Origin of the sequence: Loktanella salsilacus (assembly GCF_024206795.1) — a bacterium.
GTDB classification, from domain to species: domain Bacteria; phylum Pseudomonadota; class Alphaproteobacteria; order Rhodobacterales; family Rhodobacteraceae; genus Loktanella; species Loktanella salsilacus.
In genome coordinates, this window is record NZ_CP072994.1 from 2,331,105 (window position 1) to 2,349,171 (window position 18,067).

Genomic DNA, 18,067 nt, shown 5'->3' on the forward strand with positions numbered 1-18,067 from the left:
CGCATGCGATACATATTATGTAAAATAGCGCGTCTGCACAGGCTGCCGCCACCGCGTCGCCCGCGCCTCGAGCCGTTGCATGATGCCGTATTCGATCCCCAGCATGACGACGATGAACGACAGGGCATAGGCCATGACGTAAGGCACCTCGAACAGTTGAAAATACAGGTGGATCTGAAAGCCGATCCCATCGGGACGGCCCAGAAATTCCACCACAAGCACCAGCTTCCAGATGATCGCCAAACCGTTGCGCGCCGCCGATGACAGGTAAGGGGCAAGCTGCGGGATCACGACATGACGCAAGCGGTCCAGCCGCGACAGTTTGTAAACCTGCGCCATATCCCGCAGCGGCCGGTCCAGCGCCCGCGCCCCTTCGCGCACCGTGACAATCACCGTTGCGGTCTTGTTAAAGCTGACGGCCACAATGGCAGCCGTCTCGTTCAGACCGATCCACAGATAGCACATCACGATCACGACCAGCGCCGGGATGTTCAGCGCAACAACGACCCAAGGATCAAGCCAGCGGTTCAGCCGCGGCATCGTCCCCAGCATCACGCCCAGCGCCACGCCGATCCCCATGGAAATGCCAAACGCCAGCGCAACGCGCACCAGCGTCGGGACCAGATGATGCGCCAGTTTGCCGTTCAACGCCTCTTGCACCATAATCGCGCCAACCTGCCCCGGCCCGGGAAAGGTGCGCGGCGTCTCAATCCACCACGCCGCAACGGCCCACAGCACAATCAGCGCGGCCAAGGATGCCAGAGTGATCGCGCTTGATGTCAGTTTTGATTGCATAAACGCCCCTCTTGCCCCCACCCTGCGGCTCCTTGCGCGCATGGTCAACGCCGCCTGCCGTCGCCGCGACTTTGGTCCTATGTCGCGGCAGGTGACTTGTTCCTAATCTGCCCGCATGGGTGGAGCCAATCGTTTCTTAGTCTCGTGTCTGCTGATCTGTCTGGCCCTGCTGGCCAGCCCGCGAACCGCCCATGCCCAACTGACCAAGGCAGACCTGACCCCCTTCGTCACACCGCCCTTTTCCATCGGCGAGCCGATCAACGACAAAGGCGTGTGGGAGCTGCTGAACTCTGGCGGTGCCCTTGCCGGCTACGTATTCGAGACAGAGGAGATGGCACCCCTGCCCGGCTTTTCCGGCGCACCCATCAACATCTTTGTTATGCTGGACCTGAACGGCACCTTCATCGACGTGCGCCTGATTTCCCATAACGAGCCGATCTTCGTCTCTGGTCTGGGCGAGGCCCCTTTGCGCAAATTCTTCGAACAGTATCGCGGGCTGTCGATCAACCAAAGCCTTGTCGTCGGCACGCCCTACGGCGGCGCGGGGGATGGCTCGGCCCTTGTCTATCTGGACGGCGTGACCAAGGCGACGGCAAGCATCCGCATCGCCCACGAAAGCATCCTAGCCGCCACCCGCGCCGTGGCCCGCGAAAAGATGAAAGGTGTCGCCAGCGCCCCGCCCGCCTATCCAAACCCCGACTATTCAGAGGATCTGGACTGGGACGCCTTGATGGTCCAAGGTCTTGTGACCCGCAAAACCGTTCTGAATAGCGACGTCAACGCCGCCTTTGACGGCACGATTTTCGCCAGCGACGACCCAGTCGCACAAGCAGATCCGGACGGCGTCTACCTTGATCTGTACATCGTCGACATCGGCGCGCCGTCCATCGCCGCCGCCGCCCTTGGCCCGCAGACCCTGCGCGAATTGCAGGCGTTCCAGCGCATATCATCCACGGACGAGCCGATCCTACTGATCGACGCAGGTCGCCACGGACTTGTGTCACCCGATTTCATCCGCAACACATCCCCTGACTGGCTATCGGCAGAGCAAGACGGCCTGCCCATCGCCCTGCGCGACGCCGATCTGTTCGTCACCCTGTCGCCGAAAGCGCCGACCGGCACGGCGATCATCCTGCGCACAGACCGCCGCCTTGGCTTTGATCCGACCCGCGAGTGGACCCTAAACGTCCAGGCGATCCGCGAACACGGCCAGTTCATGCCGCAGATCGGCCAAGCCACCCTTGCCGCGACCCACGTCACCCCCGACCGCTTTTATCTGCGCCCGGTGGAACAGGTCCCCGAAAGCGCCTTTGCCGGGGCCATCCGCAACCGCCAAAGCGATCTGATCGTTCTCGGCGTCTTCCTTGCTGGGCTTTTGTTGATCCTTGGCCCCGGTCAAAAACGCTTTGCCGCATGGACCGCCTTTACCCCCGTGCGCCTTGGCATCCTTGCCTTCGTGCTGGGCTTTATCGGCTGGTGGGGCCAAGGCCAGCTCAGCATCGTCACCGTCCTTGGCGTCATTCGCACCGGCGTCTTTGGCGGGTCATTCAACTTCCTCGCTTACGACCCCTTCGGCACGCTGGTCTGGATTGTCGCGATCCTTGGTTTTGTGCTCTGGGGCCGCGGCCTGTTCTGCGGCTGGCTTTGCCCCTTTGGCGCACTCCAAGAGTTCGCCCACCACCTTGGCCGCCTACTGCGTCTGCCCCAGTGGGAGGTATCGCGCGCATGGGACCAGCGCCTGAAATGGATCAAATACGTCCTGCTCGCTGGCCTGATCGCGACCATTTTCATCGCGCCAGACAGCACTGACAAGGTGGCAGAGATCGAGCCGTTCAAAACCGCCATCACCGTGTTTTTCGTGCGCGATTGGTACTACGTCCTCTATGCCGCCTTCTGGCTGATCCTTGGCATGGTGACGTTCAAGGGCTTTTGCCGCTACGTCTGCCCGCTGGGCGCGTTCATGGCGATCGGCGGCATGATCCGCACACGCAGCTGGATTCCGCGCCGCGCTGACTGCGGATCGCCCTGCCAGCTGTGCAAGGTGAAATGCAAATACGGCGCGATCAAACAGACGGGCGAAATCCAGTACGACGAATGCTTCCAATGCCTTGACTGCGTCACGATCCACGACGACCCCGCGCAATGCGTGCCGCTGATCCTTGCGGCCCGCGGCAAAAGGAAAGCCGCATGAAGCGCCGCCGTTTCCTGACCCTGACCGCTGCCGCCCTTGCGATACCGCGCGGCGCGCGCGCCTCAAGCTGGCAGGGGACCGCCCTTGGGGCCGATGTGTCGATTACGCTGACGGGACGCGGGTCGCAGGACGCCCTTGCAGGGGTGCGCCAGACCTTGGCCCGGATCGAAGGGTTGTTCAGCCTTTACACGCCGTCCGCGCTGACGCAGCTAAACACACAGGGCACCCTGCCCGCGCCGCCCGCTGATTTCACAGCCCTGTGCCAGATCATCAGCCGGGTCCACGCGCTGACGGAAGGCCGCTTTGATCCGACCGTACAGCCCCTATGGACCGCCTTGGCCACAGGCACCGATCCCCGCGCCGCCCGCGCCTTGATCGGCTGGGACCGCGTGACGCTCTCGCCTGACCGTATCACCCTCGCGCCAGGTCAGGCGCTCACCTTCAATGGCATCGCCCAAGGCTATGCCACCGATATCGTCACGGCCGAACTCGCCGCCGCAGGCTTCACCCACGCTCTGATCAACATCGGCGAATACCGCGCCTTGGGCGGCCCATGGCACATCGGCATCGCCGATCCCGCAGCAGGCCAAATCGCGCAACTGGCGCTGACCGGCCAAGCCGTCGCGACATCCAGCCCCGCTGCAATCATGGCCGGCAACACACCCCACATCCTGTCCCCCGCAGGCCATCCGCCGCTGTGGTCCACCGCCAGCGTCACCGCGCCTAGCGCCGCGCTGGCCGACGCGCTGTCGACTGCGTTCTGCCTGATGGACCGCGCGGCGATTACCCAAACCCTCGCCAAGTTGCCCGGCACAGAGGCGCGTTTGGTCGACATGGACGGCAACCTCAGCCGCGCATAAAAAAGCCCCCGGTGCGGGTGGGCACCGGGGGCTTTCTGCCGTCTAACGCTAAGCTTACTTCGCGTTTTTCACCGCCCGCTTTGCCATCACGCTGCACAAATGCGCGCGGTAGGCCTTGTCGCCATGCAAGTCGGCGATCATCGGGCTGGGGTCCATGGCGATGCCGTCCAGCGCCTCTGGTGTAAAGTTCGCGCTCAGTGCCTCTTCCGCTGCGGTCCAGCGGAACACGCCTTCGCCTGACGCACCCGTGATCGCCACCTGTACGCCGTCTGCAAACTTGGCGACAAAGACCGCAACAAGCGGAAAGCGGGACGCGGGCTGGATGAACTTCTCATAGCAGGCCACTTGCGGGACCGGGAACTTCACCTCGATGATGATCTCGCCCTCGTCCAGCGCGGTGTCGAACATGCCTAGGAAATAGTCATCCGCCGCAATCTCGCGCCGGTCGGTCACAATCACCGCACCAGAGGCAAGTACACCCGCCGGATAGCACGCCGAAGGGTCGTTATTGGCAAGCGAGCCGCCAATGGTGCCGCGCGTGCGCACCGCCGGATCACCAATCCGGGCTGCCAGCGACGCCAGCGCCGGATAACTGGACGCGCCGTCCGCCACTGCCCGGTGCACCGTCGCGCCCTTGATACAGATCCGCCCATCGCCGTCGGTGCTGATCCCCTTCAACTCTGGAATATTGTGCAGGCTCACCAGCTTCTCTGGGTCCGCCAGCCGCGCCTTCAGAGTCGGGATCAGCGTCTGCCCGCCGGACAATGCCTGTCCGCCGTCCGCAATCGCCGCCTTGGCCGCATCCAGCGTCGTCGGCCGTTCAATCTCGAATGCATACATGATGTCTCATCCTTATCCTGTGAACCAAAACCCGGGTCCCCCCTTCTTCTGGTTAAAAATACCTCGGGGTCCGGGGCAGCGCCCCGAACACCCTCTCATCCTTACTGCATCGCAGCCCAAACACGGCTCGGCGTCAGCGGCATGTTGATATGCGCCACCTTCTTGCCGGGACCAGAGTTAATGGCATCTAGCACCGCGTTGACTAGGCTAGGCGGCGATCCAATCGCCCCCGCCTCGCCGCAGCCTTTCACACCCAGCGGATTATGCGTGCATGGCGTCTGGCAGGAATGATCGACCGTATAGAACGGCACATCCCCTGCCCGCGGCATCGCGTAGTCCATATAGGACGCGCTCAGCAGCTGGCCGTCGCTGTCATAGGCGCAGCCTTCCATCATGGCTTGGCCGATCCCTTGGGCGATGCCGCCGTGAACTTGGCCTGATACGATCATCGGATTGATGATATTGCCAAAGTCATCCGCGGCGCAGAAACGCTCGATCTTCACATGGCCCGTCTCGGGGTCCAGCTCCACCTCGCAGGAATACGCGCCCGACGGGTAGGTAAAGTTCGCCGGATCGTAAAACGCCGTCTCCTCTAGCCCTGGCTCGATATCCGTCAGCGGATAGTTGTGTGGCACGTAAGCGGCCAAGGTCACATCGCCCCAAGCCACGGATTTATCCGTGCCCGCGACGCTGAACCGTCCGTCCTTCAGCTCGATATCACCCTCAGAGGCTTCCATCAGGTGGGCCGCGATCTTCTTGGCCTTGTTGATCACCTTTTCAGCCGCGCGGACCATCGCCGATCCGCAAACCGCCAAGGACCGCGACCCATAGGTCCCCATGCCAAACGGGATTTTTGATGTATCGCCATGCACGATGTCGATCTGATCCTCGGGGATGCCGATCATCTCGGAAATCACCTGCGGGAACGACGTCTCGTGGCCCTGCCCGTGGCTATGCGCGCCGACCATCACAGAAATGGACCCCGTCGCATTCACCCGCACCGTGGCTGCGTCATACAGACCCGCCCGCGCGCCAAGCTGGCCGACAAGGTTCGACGGCGCGATGCCACAAGCCTCGATATAGCAGTTCACGCCCAGACCGCGCAGCTTGCCTTTGGCTTCGCTCTCGGCGCGGCGCGCGTCAAAGCCCGCAAAGTCCGCAATGTCGATCAGCTTGTCCATCGTGGCATGATAATCGCCGGTGTCATATTCCACCGCTACAGGCGTGGCATAGGGGAACTCGGTGATAAAGTTCTGACGGCGCAGGGCAATCGGATCAACGCCAAGCTCGTGCGCGGCCATATCGATGACCCGCTCCAGCTGGAACGTCGCTTCTGGCCGGCCCGCACCGCGATATGCGTCGACAGGCACGGTGTTGGTAAACACGGCCTTCACGTTCACATAAATATGCGGCGTTTTATAGTTGCCCGCCATCAGCGTGCCGTGCAGCCAAGTCGGCGTGCAGGACGCAAAGGTGCTCAGATAAGCGCCCATATTGGCATAGGTCTCGGTGCGCACAGCAACAAAGTTGTTCTCCGCGTCCAGCGCCAGCTCGATCTTGGTCACGTGATCACGGCCATGAGCATCGGACATAAAGGCTTCCGACCGGGTGCTGGTCCACTTGACCGGACGGTTCAGCGCCTTGGCAGCAAAGGTGACAAAGGCCTCTTCTTGATAGTGGAAGATCTTGGTGCCAAAGCCGCCGCCCACGTCAGGGGCCACGACCCGCAGCTTATGCTCTGGGATGCCCAGCACGAATGCGCCCATCAACAGACGGATCACATGCGGGTTCTGCGAGGTCGTGTGCAGCGTGTGGAAATCGTCAGCGCGGTTATACTCGCCCACTGCGACCCGCGGCTCCATCGGGTTGGCGATCAGGCGGTTGTTCACCAGCTCTAGCGTGGTGACATGCGCCGCGCCCTTGATCGCGTCATCCACAGCCTGACGGTTCTCCTCAACAAAGCCCCAGTCATAGCACAGGTTGCCGGTCAGATCGTCGTGCACCTTTGGCGCATCCGCGCCAATCGCGTCCTTCATATCAATGACGGCTGGCAGCGCATCGTAATCCAGCACGATGGCCTCGGCCGCATCGCGCGCCTGCGCCAGTGTGTCTGCGACGACTGCGCAAATCGGCTCGCCGACATGGCGGATTTTGCCATGGGCCAACACGGGATGGCGCGGCTCTTGCATTGGATCGCCATGGCGGTCCGTGATCAGCCAACCGCAGGGGATCGACCCCACCGCCTCAAAGTCCGCGCCGGTAAAGATGCGCTGCACGCCCGGCATGCCTTCGGCTGCCGAGGTATCAACCCCGTTCAGCACCGCATGGGCCACATCCGCACGCAAGAAATGCACATGCAGCTGGCCGTAAATATTGATGTCGTCGGTATAATTCCCCGTGCCGGTCAGAAACCGCACGTCCTCGCGCCGCTTGCTGCTCGCGCCAATTCCACTGTCCTTGGGCATCTTAAGCTCCTCTCCCCGCAGGACCGGGCGTCGCCGCCTCTCCCCCTGCTTCTTCTGGTCAAAAATACCTCGGGGTCCGGGGCAGAGCCCCGGTCCTCCCCCCGAAAATTACTCTGCCGCCAGCGCTGGCATCTCTTGCCCGCTTGCCGCCATGATCGCCTTGATGATGTTGTGGTAGCCCGTGCAGCGGCAAATGTTGCCGTCCAGGTGATGCCGGATTTCGGCCTCGGTGGGCTTGGGGTTGTCTTTCAACAGGCTCGTCGCTGCCATGACCATCCCCGGGGTGCAGAATCCGCACTGCAAACCGTGATAGTCTTGGAATGCCTGCTGCACCGTCGACAACGTGCCGTCTGGTGCCGCAACACCCTCGATCGTTGTGATCTTCGCGCCTTCGGCCTCTGCTGCGAAAATCGTGCAGGCCTTTACCTGCGCGCCGTCGACATGCACGGTGCAGGCACCGCACTGGGACGTGTCGCAGCCCACGTGGGTGCCTGTCAGGTGCAGACCTTCACGCAGGAAATCCACCAGCAACGTCCGGCCTTCGATGTCGCCAGACACCGCGCGGCCGTTCACCTCCATTGATACTTTCATTCGCTTTCCTCCCCTTCGCGTTTCTTTAATCTTTACTGCCGATCAGGCGTTTCACCCAACCTTTTTTCTCTTCTGCTGGCGCGTCGGCTGCGGGCGCTTCTTCGCCGCCGCCTTCGACCACTTTTTTGAAGTCATCGAAAAACTGGTCCGCCATTTTGGACGCAAAGCTGTCGATCAAGCGGCTGCCCAGCTGGGCGATCTTGCCGCCGACCTTAGCGTTCACGTCATAGGACAGCAGCGTGCCGGTCTCGGACGGCGTCAACACGACATCCGCCCCGCCAGAGGCGAAACCAGCGGGGCCGCCTTTGCCTGCGCCTGCGATGGTCAGGCTATAGGGCGGCTTCATGTCGGACAGGGTGACTTCGCCCTTAAAGGTGGCCTTCACCGGGCCGACCTTTTGCACCACGGTCGCGGTAAAGCCGTCATCGGCGTTGCCGTCCATTTCGGTGCAACCGGGCACGCATTGGCGCAGCACGTCGGCGTCCAGCAGGGCGGCCCAGACCGCCTCTGGCGGGGCGGCGATGTCGCGTTCGTCTTTAAGTTCCATGGTGTATGCTCCGGGTATTAGCGCAAAGGCGCGTCAAAGGTCAGACCGTGTGCGGCAAAGATTGCCGCGATACGGCCATCAATCAGGGCGGCGCGGATCGCGTCGTCGACCGCATAGCCAAGGTAGCGGTAGCGGGTGTGCACGGCTAGGCCGATTGTCCATGTGCCCACAGACAGCCCCGGCAGCGGCGGCTGGTGCAGATCCCCAGCCTCTGTCAGCCCCGCCTGCAATTGCGCGCGCGGGCCTGCGACGGCCATGACTTCGCCATCCGCCATCCCCTGCATGGCAAGGGCGACGGTGGGGTAATGAGCGATCTTGGGGATCAGCATGCCGTTGCCGATAGAGGCGAGGTAGAAATCCGCAATGGTGTCATTTTCCACGCCGACGGTGTCATAGCGAAAATAGGCCGGCACGGGCGGATCATCAGGATAATCCGCCTTATTGTAGGCGATCGCGATGCTTTCCTTGGCATATTGACCGGTAAAGACGACCTGATCGACGCGGCAGGCAAAGTTCACGTCATAGGGCACATGCAACATCACGTTATTGACGGTGCCCCCCGTGGGCGGGCCCTGCCAGATGTAGTTGCGCAGGTCCGCCTCGACCGTCTCGCCTGCGGGCAGCAGGTCAAAGCGGGCTTTGACGCCAAGCGCGTCTGCGATCAACTGGCCGATTTCGATATCGACGCCGACGGGCTGACCGTCTTGCAGATAGGACCAAGGCGGAAAGTTTTCATAAACGGCAAAGGTGATCAGGTCGCGCGCCAGAATAGTATCCAGATCCTGACCGACAATGTCGCGGCTGGCGTTCTGCGGCCGCGCCTCTGGCACGTAGCCTTCGCAGGCGGCAAAAACGGGCGCGGTCCAGCCCAGCGCCAGACAGGTCAAGCCCGCCAAAGCAAAGGGGAACCGCGCCGTCATCAGTTGTGGACCGACAGACCGACGGTCAGCGTTTCCGCTGCGACGGCGTAGGATGCGGGTGTGCCGTCCAGCTGTTCGGATGCGCGGTACGCCACGCTGTCAGCGATGGGTGCGCTGGACAGGGTCGGGATGCGGGCCGCGATTTCGTCCAGCTTTGCCTTCATCGCAGGCTCGTCCGGGGTGCCTTCGCCCTTGGCCCACAGCGCCAGTTCGTCGCGCAATTCTTTCAGCGCCGGGCTTTCCGTCATGACGGCCTGATCGTCGGGCCGCGTTTCGACGTAGGTGCGGATCGCCCAAGCAGTTTTCTGGCTGAGCACATCGGCGAAGGCGGGCATCTTGGTGATACCGTCCTGCGTCATGCCGTGCTGGAAGCGTTCAGCGAACCATTCGTCGTCGTAATCCGACGCCTCTAGCATGCGCAGATCCGGGGCAAGCCCGCCAGAGATCGCGCCAAGACCGTGGCAGCGCGCACAGTTCTGGGTATAGGCACTTTCGCCCACTTCAATCGCGCGGGTCCAGACGTCGTGGTCTGCGGCGCGGTACGGATTTTCCGCCAGCCAGTCTTCGCCGACGTCGGGCAGACCGGCGTTATCAACCTCTGTGATGCCAAGCGGTAGGCCTGCGGCGAAAGCGGTGCCAGCCATGACGGCAAAGGCGGCGGCCAGCGCGTGGCGCGGTGTGCGGCCTAGCGCCTTGCGCGGTGTGCGAAGTGTCATCGGTCTCTCCTCCCAGATGCGTTACGGTCGACTTAAACCCAAGCATCGCCTGATCGGTATTGGACCTTTGTGCCATGCCTTTGGGGAGGGCGACCTTGGTCGTATGCCGCGCGGCGCAAACCCGGTGCTAGGGTCCGGGTCAGGGGGAGTGCGTCATGCTGAAATGGTGTCTGGTTACAGGTCTTATGTGCTGGGCTGGCGTGGCTGCGGCACAGGTCGATGTTGCCGTGACCTACCTGCGGTTGGACGATCGCAAACCGCCTACCTTATCCGATATTGACCCCGATCCGGCAGACCTTGGCAGCGCAGGCGCGCAGCTGGGGCTGGCAGATAATGCGACGACGGGGCAATTTCTGAACCACACTTATGGGCTGACAGAGGTGGTTGCCGCGACGCCAGCCGATTTGTTGGCCGCCAGTGCGGGCGCTTCTGGGCTGGTTGTCGTGCAGGCCCCCGCCGCGACGGTGTTGGCCATCGCAGATGCCCTGCCCGGCGCGCTGGTGTTCAACGCAGCTGCCGCTGACGATTCGCTGCGCGGGACGGATTGCCGCGTGAACCTGCTGCACACAGCCCCCAGCTACGCGATGCGCGCCGATGCCTTGGCGCAGTTTCTGGTGACAAAACGCTGGACCGATGTGGCGCTGGTCACAGGCCCCGCGCCTGCCGATCTGGGCTTTGCGGATGCGCTGCGGGATAGCGCGGAGAAGTTCGGCCTGCGCCTGCGGGGCGATGCGCCTTGGGGTTTTACCGGCGACATCCGGCGCACCACAGGGGACGAGGTGCCGAGCTTTACGCAAAAGCTGGGCGATTTTGACATGCTGCTGGTCGCGGATGAAATCCACGATTTTGGCCGCTATTTGAATTACAACACATGGGAGCCGCGCCCAGTTGGCGGGTCCGAAGGGCTGACGCCTGTTGCTTGGTCCCCGGTCGTTGAACAATGGGGGGCGCAGCAGTTGCAAAGCCGGTTTCGGGGCGCCGCAGGACGCGGCATGCGTCCGGTGGATTACAGCGCTTGGGCCGCCCTGCGCGCGATCGGTGAAGCGGTGACGCGCACCGGGTCCAATGATCCGAAGATTTTGCGCAGCTATCTGCTGGGGCCGGAATTTACGCTGGCGGGCTTTAAAGGGCGCGCTTTGTCATTCCGCGCGTGGAACGGGCAATTGCGCCAACCGATCCCGCTGGTCGATGCGCGCGCCGTCGTCGCGACGGCCCCGCTAGAGGGGTTTTTGCACCCTGTCACAGAGCTTGACACGCTGGGCGGCGACCGCCCGGAATCCACCTGCACTGCCTTCGGAGAATGACAATGAGAACGCTTGCCCTGCTGGCCTTGATCGCCACCCCCGCCGCTGCGGACGAGATTTGGGTGACGAACGAGCGTGACGACACGATCAGCGTCATTGACGCGGACACGTTGCAGGTCACCCGCACGATCAACGTCGGAGAGCGGCCGCGCGGGATCACCTTTGCGCATGATTACTCGGTCGTTTACGTCTGCGCGTCAGCCAGCAATGCAGTGCAAGTCATTGACCCCGAGACCGGAGAGATTTTGCATGACCTGCCGTCGGGCGAGGACCCGGAGCAGTTCGTGCTGCATCCCGATGGCAAGCACCTGTATATCGCCAACGAGGATGACGCGATCACGACCGTGGTGGACGTCGAAAGCCGCACGGTTGTCGCCCAGATCAGCGTCGGGATCGAGCCGGAGGGCATGGCCGTCAGCCCCGACGGCAAGACTGTGATCACAACGTCAGAGACCACGAATATGGCGCATTGGATCGATACACAAACGCAGACGATCTATGCCAATACGCTAGTGGACAGCCGGCCGCGCGATGCCAATTTCGTCAAGGATGGCAAAGAGTTGTGGGTCAGCGCAGAAATCGGCGGCACGGTGACGGTGTTTAACACGGCGGACCAGACAGAGCTGTCAAAAATCCGGTTTGAAATCCCGGGCGTGCTGCCAGAGCTGATCCAGCCTGTGGGCTTTGTGCTGACGGAAGATGAAAAGACCGCCTTTGTCGCGCTTGGCCCGGCAAACCATGTCGCGGTTATCAACGCGGATACTTACGAAGTCGAACGCTACATCCTGACGGGCCGCCGGGTCTGGCACATGGCCTTTAACGCGGATGAAACCAAGCTGTTCACCACCAACGGCGTCAGCAGCGATGTGACCGTGATCGACGTGGCCGACGAGGCGGCAGAGACCACGATTGCGGTCGGCCGCTTTCCGTGGGGCGCGGCGCTGCGGGTGACGGATTGAACGGGCTGGACGTCAGCGGCGTCAGTTTCGCCTATGGCGAAAAGCAGGCGCTGCGGGACGTCAGCTTTACCGTGGCACCGGGGCGGTTTTGCGCCTTGCTGGGGCCGAACGGCGCGGGCAAATCGACGCTGTTTTCGCTGCTGACGCGGCTGTTCACCACGCGGGATGGGACGATTGAAATTGCTGGGCATGATTTGGAAACCGACGCCCGCGGGGCAATGGCGCGGATTGGCGTGGTGTTTCAGCAAAGCACGCTAGACCTAGACCTGAGCGTGCGGCGCAACCTTTTGTACTTCGCCGCCCTGCACGGGCTTGGCGGTGCGCAGGCGGCGCGGCGGGTGGATGAGGTGCTAGAGGTGATGGACATGGGCGCGCGTGCGCGGGAACGCGCCCGCGATCTGAACGGCGGGCACCGCCGCAGGCTCGAGATCGCCCGCGCCTTGATGCATGATCCGGCGGTGCTGCTGCTGGACGAGCCGACGGTGGGGCTTGATGCAGCGTCGCGGGCGGGGATTGTGGATCATGTGCACCGCTTGTGCGCGGATCGCGGGCTGACGGTGTTCTGGGCAACCCATCTTACGGATGAGGTCTGGCCAAGCGATCAGGTGCTGATCCTGCATCAGGGGCGGATTTTAGCGGATGAAACATGTGCTGATTTGACCGTTGATACGGATCTGCGCGATGTGTTCCTGATCATGACGCAGGTCGCGGCGTGATCTGGTGGATCGCCCTGCGTGCGATTATGGCGCGCGAGGCGCTGCGCTTTGTCCAGCAGCGGGCGCGGTTTGTGGCGGCGCTAGTGCGGCCCCTGATCTGGCTGCTGGTCTTTGCCGCAGGTTTTCGCGCGGCGCTGGGGCTGGCGATCATCCCGCCCTACACGACCTATATCAGTTACGAGACCTATATCGTGCCGGGATTGTGCGGGATGATCCTGCTATTCAACGGCATGCAGTCGTCGCTGTCCTTGGTCTATGACCGAGAGATGGGGTCGATGCGCCTGCTGCTGACCGCGCCCCTGCCCCGCTGGTTTATCCTGTCGGCCAAGCTGGTCGCGGGGGCGGCGATGTCGGTCCTGCAGGTCTATGCGTTTTTGGGGATCGCGGCGCTGTTCGGGATCACGGTGAAGCCTTGGGGCTATATCGCGGCCTTGCCTGCGCTGGCGATCACCGCGCTGATGCTGGGGGCCTTGGGGCTGGCGTTATCAAGCCTGATCAAACAGTTAGAGAATTTCGCGGGGGTGATGAATTTCGTCATCTTCCCGATGTTTTTCCTGTCCAGCGCGCTGTACCCGCTGTGGAAAATGGCGGAATCATCGCAATTGCTGTATAGGCTGTGTGCGGTGAACCCGTTCACCCACGGGATCGAGCTGGTGCGCTTTGCGCTTTACGCCCAGTTCAATGCGCCCGCGCTGGGATGGACGGTTTTGGCGCTGGCAGTATTCATGACGGCTGCGCTGCGCGGGTATGATCCGGCGCGCGGGATGATGACCAAGAAGGGATAAGCGATGCGGTTCATACTTGCGATTGCGATACTGCCGGGGCTGGCGTTTGCGGGCCCTGCCGTGCCCGAAGACTTTGGCACGACGAACCCCGAAGAGTTGACGATGAACAAGGTGCTAGAGGATATCGCCGCCGGACGCACCACGATGACGAACTGCGCGGCGGGGTATCTGATGACGAAATCAGGCCGCCATGGCGCGGCGCGGCAGACCTTTGGGGCCTGCGCGGATGACGGTTATACCGGGGCGATGACCTGGATGAGTTATCTGGATAACAACGGTTTCGGCGGGGATTATGACCCTGATGCTGCCGCCGCATGGGATCGAAAGGCCGCCGAGGCTGGCGATCCGGTCGGGCAATTTAACTATGGTTTATCGCTGCTGCGCGGCTATGGCGCGGCGCAAGACGAAGCAGCGGGGCGGGCGCTGATTGATGCGGCGGCCGGGACCGGTCTGCCGATTGCGCAGCGGTTGCAAGCGGCAGGGTATGATCCCGAAGAGGTGACACCCGATGCGGACAACTGGCGCTATGCGCCGATGAACTGACACCTGCGGGCGGGGCGGTTTTCGGTGAGAGATCCGCAAAGAAGGGGGCCAGCCCCCCGTCCCTGCGGGACGCCCCCCGCGGTATTTTTGACCAGAAGAAGGGTGCGGCCCTGCCTTTGGGAGAGGGTAAGTGAGGGCCAGCCCCCGCGCCCCCGGTATATTTGGGACGAGAAGAACGGGACTAAGCGGGCTGCGGGGTGAGTGCGGTGATCTGCGCCGGCGTGCCGGACAGGGTCAGGGTGCGGGTGGCGAGGCGGCGGGCTTCATCCGGGGCGTGGGTGACGATGACGGTAGCCATGGCGCGGCGGCTGGCGAGGGACTGGAACAGGGTCATCATCTCTGACGCGGCTTTCGCGTCGAGCGAGACGAAGGGTTCGTCCAGCAGCATAAGACCCGGATCGCAGGCGAAGGCGCGGGCGAGTGCGAGGCGGCGTTGTTGGCCGAGCGAAAGCTGGTCCGGGTAGCGGTCTGCAAAGGCGCCGAGGCCGACGTCAGCGAGGGTTTCTGCGGCTTTATCCGGGCTGACTTTGGCGGCGATTTCGATGTTTTGCTGGGCCGTGCGCCAGCGCAGCAGAGTTGGTTCCTGAAAAACAAAGGCGGTGCGGGCTGTCACATCCCGCGTGCCGGGGGCTGGGGTCAGCCCCGCAAGGATGCGCAGGAGTGTGGATTTACCGATGCCGGAGGGGCCTGTGAGGGCGATAACCTCGCCCTTTTGGACCGCCAACTTGACTGGGCCAAGAACCGGGGTCCCCCCATAGGAGAACCCCGGCAGATCAAGGGTGGCAACGGCACTGGTCATTCAGCGGGCGGGGTATAGAACAGACCGTCCGGCAGGCTGGTGACATCGCCGACCAGTTCGGTGCCGCCAAGGTCCGCCATCAGTTGCAGCATTTTGTCGGCGGCAGCGGTGTCGACGGCGCCAGCCGCCGGGGTGCCTGCGTTAAAGCCGTCTTGCAGGGCGAGGAATTGGGCGTCGTCATCGACGCGCATCCGGTCCCGCAAGCGGTCCCATGCTGCGGGGTCGCTGGCGAGTTTGGCTTTCGCCGCGATGCTGGCCTTTGCCATGCCAGCGACCAATTCGGGATGATCGCGCAGCATATCGCCGCGCATGACGTAGCCCAGCAGCGGCGTTGCGGGGTCAAGGCCCAGCGCGGCGGCGGCGGTATCGACAGAGATTAGCTCGCGCATGCCGGCGGCCTTCATCTTGGCGATGAAGTGCCAAAAATTGATGGCGCCGTCGACTTCACCCGTGGTGCCTGCGTTCATGATCAGAGGCGGCGCGCCGAAGACTTGTTCGGTTTCTGCCGCCAGATCAAAGCCGTATTCCTGCTGGGCATAGGCGCGCAGGATGATCCAGCTTTTGTCCAGCTGGCCCCCGGCGATGCCGACTTTTTTGCCCTTCATGTCCTCTAGCGTCTGGGCGGTGCTGCCTTCTGGCACCAACATGCCGCCGACGGCGCGGGAATAGGGAATGAAGATGAAATCTTCGCCAGCCGCGCGTTGGCGGGCGACCCAGATCCAGTCGCTGACGATCATATCGACCGCGCCGCCTTGGAACGCGATCTGCGCAGCGTCGCCGCCAGCCATGCCCTGCACGTCGAGGGTGAAGCCGTTTTCGGTATCAAGCCCGTAGTGCTTGATCGTGTCTAGTTCCCAATTCACCGTGCCCGATTCCTGCACGGCGGCGCGAATCGTGGCGTCTTGGGCCGCTGCCATGCTTGCGGTTGCGGCCCATGCGGCCATAGCGACTGCTGTATAAAATTTCACGTGTGGATCCCCCCTATTTGAGCCCAGCTTATAGGGTCATTCGCTGCGGGGAATAAGACCAAAGGAGTGGTTTACGCGGGCCAGCGACGCAATGGCTGCGCGACTACGACCATGGTGTCATTTCGCCGCAGCATGATCGCGCGGATAGTAAGCCTTAGGTCTTACCCTGCGTCACCGGCGCGGCAAAGGCCGGGGAGTGACGCGACACATCAACAGGGAGGACAAGCGGATGAATAGATTCATTACCGCCGCAACGGCCATGATCATGGCCGGCACGATGGCGCAAGCGCAGGTGACCGAAGAGGACATCGCCAACGACGCCACGATCACCACGCAGGTCGTCACCAACGGGATGGGGCGCACATTGCAGCGCTATTCGCCGCTGGAGACGCTGAATAAGGAAAACGTCGCCAATCTGGTGCCGGCTTGGGCATTCTCGCTCGGCGGGGAAAAGCAGCGGGGCCAAGAAACCCAGCCGATCGTTTACGACGGTATGATGTATATCACCGGATCGTATAGCCGCATTTATGCGGTCGATCTGAAGACCGGCAAAGAAGTCTGGCAATATGATGCCCGCCTGCCAGAGGGCATTCTGCCTTGCTGTGACGTGGTGAACCGCGGTGCGGCGATTTACGGCGACAACATCTTTTTCGGCACGCTTGATGCGCGCATGGTCGCGCTGAACCGCAAGACGGGCGACGTCGTCTGGAACCAAAAGATCGCAGATTATAAGGCAGGATATTCCTATACCGCCGCCCCGATCATCGTGAACGGTCTGGTCATCACCGGTAATTCGGGCGGTGAATTCGGCATCGTCGGCGAAGTGCAGGCGCGCAACGCCGAGACCGGAGAGATCGTCTGGACCCGTCCCATGATTGAGGGTCACATGGGCACGCTGAACGGCGAAGAGTCCACCATGACCGGAGAGCTGAATGCGACTTGGCCCGGCGATATGTGGAAGACCGGCGGCGGGGCCACATGGCTTGGCGGATCGTATGACATTGAAACCGACACGCTGGTCTTTGGCGCGGGCAACCCGTCGCCTTGGAACAGCCACCTGCGCGGTGCAGGTGCGCCGACCGAAGGCAACACCGGCGACAACCTTTATGCGGCATCCCGCGTCGGCATCGATCCGGCCACCGGAGAGATCAAGTGGCACTATCAGACCACGCCGCGCGAAGGTTGGGATTATGACGGCGTGAACGAAGTCGTCGCCTATACCGACCGCGAGGGGAATAAGCGCTTTGGCTCTGCCGACCGGAACGGGTTCTTTTATGTGCTGAACCGCGAGGATGGTGCGTTCGTATCCGCCGATCCGTTCGTGACGCAGATCAGCTGGGCATCCGGCATCGACGACACAGGCCGCCCGATCTTTAACGAAGACAACCGTCCCGGCGATCCGGCGGCTGCTGCTGATGGCGCGAAGGGAGAGACAGTCTTTGCCGTGCCCGGTTTCCTTGGCGGCAAAAACTGGAACCCGGTGTCCTATAGCCAGAACACCGGCAACTTCTATATCCCGTCGAACGAGTGGGGCATGGATATCTGGAACGAGCCTGTGACCTACAAGCAAGGCGCGGCCTACCTTGGCTCTGGCTTTACCATCAAGCCGCTGTACGAGGATTATATCGGTAGCCTGAAGGCGATGGACCCCGACACCGGCGAGATCAAGTGGGAGTTCAAGAACCCTGCTCCGCTATGGGGCGGCGTGATGTCGACGGCGGGCGGTCTGGTGTTTACCGGCACGCCAGAGGGCGAATTTATCGCCTTTGACGACGAGACAGGCGAACAGTTGTGGTCGTTCCAGACGGGGTCCGGCGTTGTCGGTCAGCCGATCACTTGGGAAGAAGACGGCGAGCAGTATGTCGCGATCATGTCCGGCTGGGGCGGCGCTGTGCCGCTGTGGGGCGGCGAAGTCGCGCAGACGGTCAGCTACTTGAACCAAGGCGGTATGCTGTGGACGTTCAAGCTGCCGCGTCAGTTCGCGCAAGCTAACTAAGCCAACTGGGGGCGCGCCGATCTGGTGCGCCCTTTTTCCGTCTGAACGCACTTGCCGCGTGGCGGCTGCTGC

The 18,067-nt window shown here is 62.5% G+C and carries 17 protein-coding genes; 8 read left to right on the forward strand and 9 right to left on the reverse strand.

All coding sequences use genetic code 11. The features are described from left to right. Positions 1 to 15: 15 nt before the first annotated feature. Positions 16 to 795, reverse strand: coding sequence for an ABC transporter permease (locus KBW81_RS11345; protein WP_090190417.1), 780 nt, complete (start codon positions 793 to 795; stop codon positions 16 to 18). 115 nt (positions 796 to 910) lie between these two features. Here KBW81_RS11345 and KBW81_RS11350 point away from each other — a divergent pair, with 115 nt between their 5' ends. Beyond that, positions 911 to 2,986, forward strand: a complete 2,076-nt coding sequence (locus KBW81_RS11350; protein WP_254247244.1) for a 4Fe-4S binding protein — start codon at positions 911 to 913, stop codon at positions 2,984 to 2,986. Next, positions 2,983 to 3,846, forward strand: a complete 864-nt coding sequence (locus KBW81_RS11355) for an FAD:protein FMN transferase (RefSeq protein ID WP_254247245.1) — start codon at positions 2,983 to 2,985, stop codon at positions 3,844 to 3,846. Before KBW81_RS11350 ends, KBW81_RS11355 begins: the two co-directional genes overlap by 4 nt. A gap of 54 nt (positions 3,847 to 3,900) precedes the next feature. On the opposite strand, the gene KBW81_RS11360 is transcribed toward KBW81_RS11355, so the two are convergent. From KBW81_RS11360 to pedF, 6 genes are all read right to left on the reverse strand, one after another. After that, a complete protein-coding gene (locus tag KBW81_RS11360; protein WP_254247246.1) occupies positions 3,901 to 4,686 on the reverse strand; it encodes an FAD binding domain-containing protein in 786 nt (261 codons plus the stop codon). A 101-nt stretch (positions 4,687 to 4,787) separates the two neighbouring features. Then, positions 4,788 to 7,151, reverse strand: a complete 2,364-nt coding sequence (locus KBW81_RS11365) for a xanthine dehydrogenase family protein molybdopterin-binding subunit (protein ID WP_090190411.1) — start codon at positions 7,149 to 7,151, stop codon at positions 4,788 to 4,790. A gap of 108 nt (positions 7,152 to 7,259) precedes the next feature. Then, positions 7,260 to 7,742, reverse strand: coding sequence for a (2Fe-2S)-binding protein (locus tag KBW81_RS11370; RefSeq protein ID WP_245754253.1), 483 nt, complete (start codon positions 7,740 to 7,742; stop codon positions 7,260 to 7,262). A gap of 25 nt (positions 7,743 to 7,767) precedes the next feature. After that, the gene (locus KBW81_RS11375; RefSeq protein WP_254247247.1) at positions 7,768 to 8,289 is read right to left on the reverse strand and encodes a CoxG family protein; all 522 of its coding nucleotides are present in this window, start codon (positions 8,287 to 8,289) and stop codon (positions 7,768 to 7,770) included. Positions 8,290 to 8,306: 17 nt separating this feature from the next. Continuing rightward, on the reverse strand, positions 8,307 to 9,209 hold the full coding sequence (locus KBW81_RS11380) for a substrate-binding periplasmic protein (protein WP_254247248.1): 903 nt from the start codon (positions 9,207 to 9,209) through the stop codon (positions 8,307 to 8,309). Continuing rightward, positions 9,209 to 9,925 carry a cytochrome c-550 PedF gene (gene pedF, locus KBW81_RS11385; RefSeq protein ID WP_254247249.1) on the reverse strand — a complete coding sequence of 239 codons (717 nt, stop codon included), beginning with the start codon at positions 9,923 to 9,925 and terminating at the stop codon, positions 9,209 to 9,211. The genes KBW81_RS11380 and pedF overlap by 1 nt, the downstream gene beginning before the upstream one ends. 155 nt (positions 9,926 to 10,080) lie before the next feature. Here pedF and KBW81_RS11390 point away from each other — a divergent pair, with 155 nt between their 5' ends. From KBW81_RS11390 to KBW81_RS11410, 5 genes are read left to right on the forward strand one after another with little or no spacing between them, the layout of a single operon-like run. Further along, positions 10,081 to 11,229, forward strand: coding sequence for an ABC transporter substrate-binding protein (locus tag KBW81_RS11390; protein WP_254247250.1), 1,149 nt, complete (start codon positions 10,081 to 10,083; stop codon positions 11,227 to 11,229). A gap of 2 nt (positions 11,230 to 11,231) precedes the next feature. Then, positions 11,232 to 12,188, forward strand: coding sequence for a YVTN family beta-propeller repeat protein (locus KBW81_RS11395; RefSeq protein WP_090190402.1), 957 nt, complete (start codon positions 11,232 to 11,234; stop codon positions 12,186 to 12,188). Next, positions 12,185 to 12,904: an ABC transporter ATP-binding protein gene (locus KBW81_RS11400; RefSeq protein ID WP_254249053.1), complete on the forward strand. Its 720-nt coding sequence runs from the start codon at positions 12,185 to 12,187 to the stop codon at positions 12,902 to 12,904. The genes KBW81_RS11395 and KBW81_RS11400 overlap by 4 nt, the downstream gene beginning before the upstream one ends. A gap of 26 nt (positions 12,905 to 12,930) precedes the next feature. Next, positions 12,931 to 13,689, forward strand: a complete 759-nt coding sequence (locus tag KBW81_RS11405; protein WP_254249054.1) for an ABC transporter permease — start codon at positions 12,931 to 12,933, stop codon at positions 13,687 to 13,689. Positions 13,690 to 13,692: 3 nt separating this feature from the next. Continuing rightward, positions 13,693 to 14,232, forward strand: a complete 540-nt coding sequence (locus KBW81_RS11410) for an SEL1-like repeat protein (protein ID WP_090190400.1) — start codon at positions 13,693 to 13,695, stop codon at positions 14,230 to 14,232. A gap of 181 nt (positions 14,233 to 14,413) precedes the next feature. Here KBW81_RS11410 and KBW81_RS11415 read toward each other — a convergent pair whose 3' ends face one another. Together KBW81_RS11415 and KBW81_RS11420 are read right to left on the reverse strand one after the other, a co-directional pair. Continuing rightward, positions 14,414 to 15,031 carry an ABC transporter ATP-binding protein gene (locus tag KBW81_RS11415; protein ID WP_254247251.1) on the reverse strand — a complete coding sequence of 206 codons (618 nt, stop codon included), beginning with the start codon at positions 15,029 to 15,031 and terminating at the stop codon, positions 14,414 to 14,416. Further along, complete coding sequence (locus KBW81_RS11420; RefSeq protein ID WP_335641525.1) at positions 15,028 to 15,999, reverse strand: ABC transporter substrate-binding protein; 972 nt, start codon at positions 15,997 to 15,999, stop codon at positions 15,028 to 15,030. Before KBW81_RS11420 ends, KBW81_RS11415 begins: the two co-directional genes overlap by 4 nt. A gap of 229 nt (positions 16,000 to 16,228) precedes the next feature. On the opposite strand from KBW81_RS11420, the gene KBW81_RS11425 reads away from it, so the two are divergent. After that, entirely contained in the window at positions 16,229 to 17,995 is a 1,767-nt protein-coding gene (locus KBW81_RS11425; protein WP_254247252.1) for a PQQ-dependent methanol/ethanol family dehydrogenase, read from the forward strand. Positions 17,996 to 18,067 lie beyond the last annotated feature (72 nt).

Coding starts and splice junctions, on each gene's coding strand:
- KBW81_RS11345 (WP_090190417.1), bottom strand. CDS start 795: ATGCAATCAAAACTGACATCAAGCGCGATCACTCTGGCATCCTTGGCC.
- KBW81_RS11350 (WP_254247244.1), top strand. CDS start 911: ATGGGTGGAGCCAATCGTTTCTTAGTCTCGTGTCTGCTGATCTGTCTG.
- KBW81_RS11355 (WP_254247245.1), top strand. CDS start 2,983: ATGAAGCGCCGCCGTTTCCTGACCCTGACCGCTGCCGCCCTTGCGATA.
- KBW81_RS11360 (WP_254247246.1), bottom strand. CDS start 4,686: ATGTATGCATTCGAGATTGAACGGCCGACGACGCTGGATGCGGCCAAG.
- KBW81_RS11365 (WP_090190411.1), bottom strand. CDS start 7,151: ATGCCCAAGGACAGTGGAATTGGCGCGAGCAGCAAGCGGCGCGAGGAC.
- KBW81_RS11370 (WP_245754253.1), bottom strand. CDS start 7,742: ATGAAAGTATCAATGGAGGTGAACGGCCGCGCGGTGTCTGGCGACATC.
- KBW81_RS11375 (WP_254247247.1), bottom strand. CDS start 8,289: ATGGAACTTAAAGACGAACGCGACATCGCCGCCCCGCCAGAGGCGGTC.
- KBW81_RS11380 (WP_254247248.1), bottom strand. CDS start 9,209: ATGACGGCGCGGTTCCCCTTTGCTTTGGCGGGCTTGACCTGTCTGGCG.
- pedF (WP_254247249.1), bottom strand. CDS start 9,925: ATGACACTTCGCACACCGCGCAAGGCGCTAGGCCGCACACCGCGCCAC.
- KBW81_RS11390 (WP_254247250.1), top strand. CDS start 10,081: ATGCTGAAATGGTGTCTGGTTACAGGTCTTATGTGCTGGGCTGGCGTG.
- KBW81_RS11395 (WP_090190402.1), top strand. CDS start 11,232: ATGAGAACGCTTGCCCTGCTGGCCTTGATCGCCACCCCCGCCGCTGCG.
- KBW81_RS11405 (WP_254249054.1), top strand. CDS start 12,931: ATGGCGCGCGAGGCGCTGCGCTTTGTCCAGCAGCGGGCGCGGTTTGTG.
- KBW81_RS11410 (WP_090190400.1), top strand. CDS start 13,693: ATGCGGTTCATACTTGCGATTGCGATACTGCCGGGGCTGGCGTTTGCG.
- KBW81_RS11415 (WP_254247251.1), bottom strand. CDS start 15,031: ATGACCAGTGCCGTTGCCACCCTTGATCTGCCGGGGTTCTCCTATGGG.
- KBW81_RS11425 (WP_254247252.1), top strand. CDS start 16,229: ATGAATAGATTCATTACCGCCGCAACGGCCATGATCATGGCCGGCACG.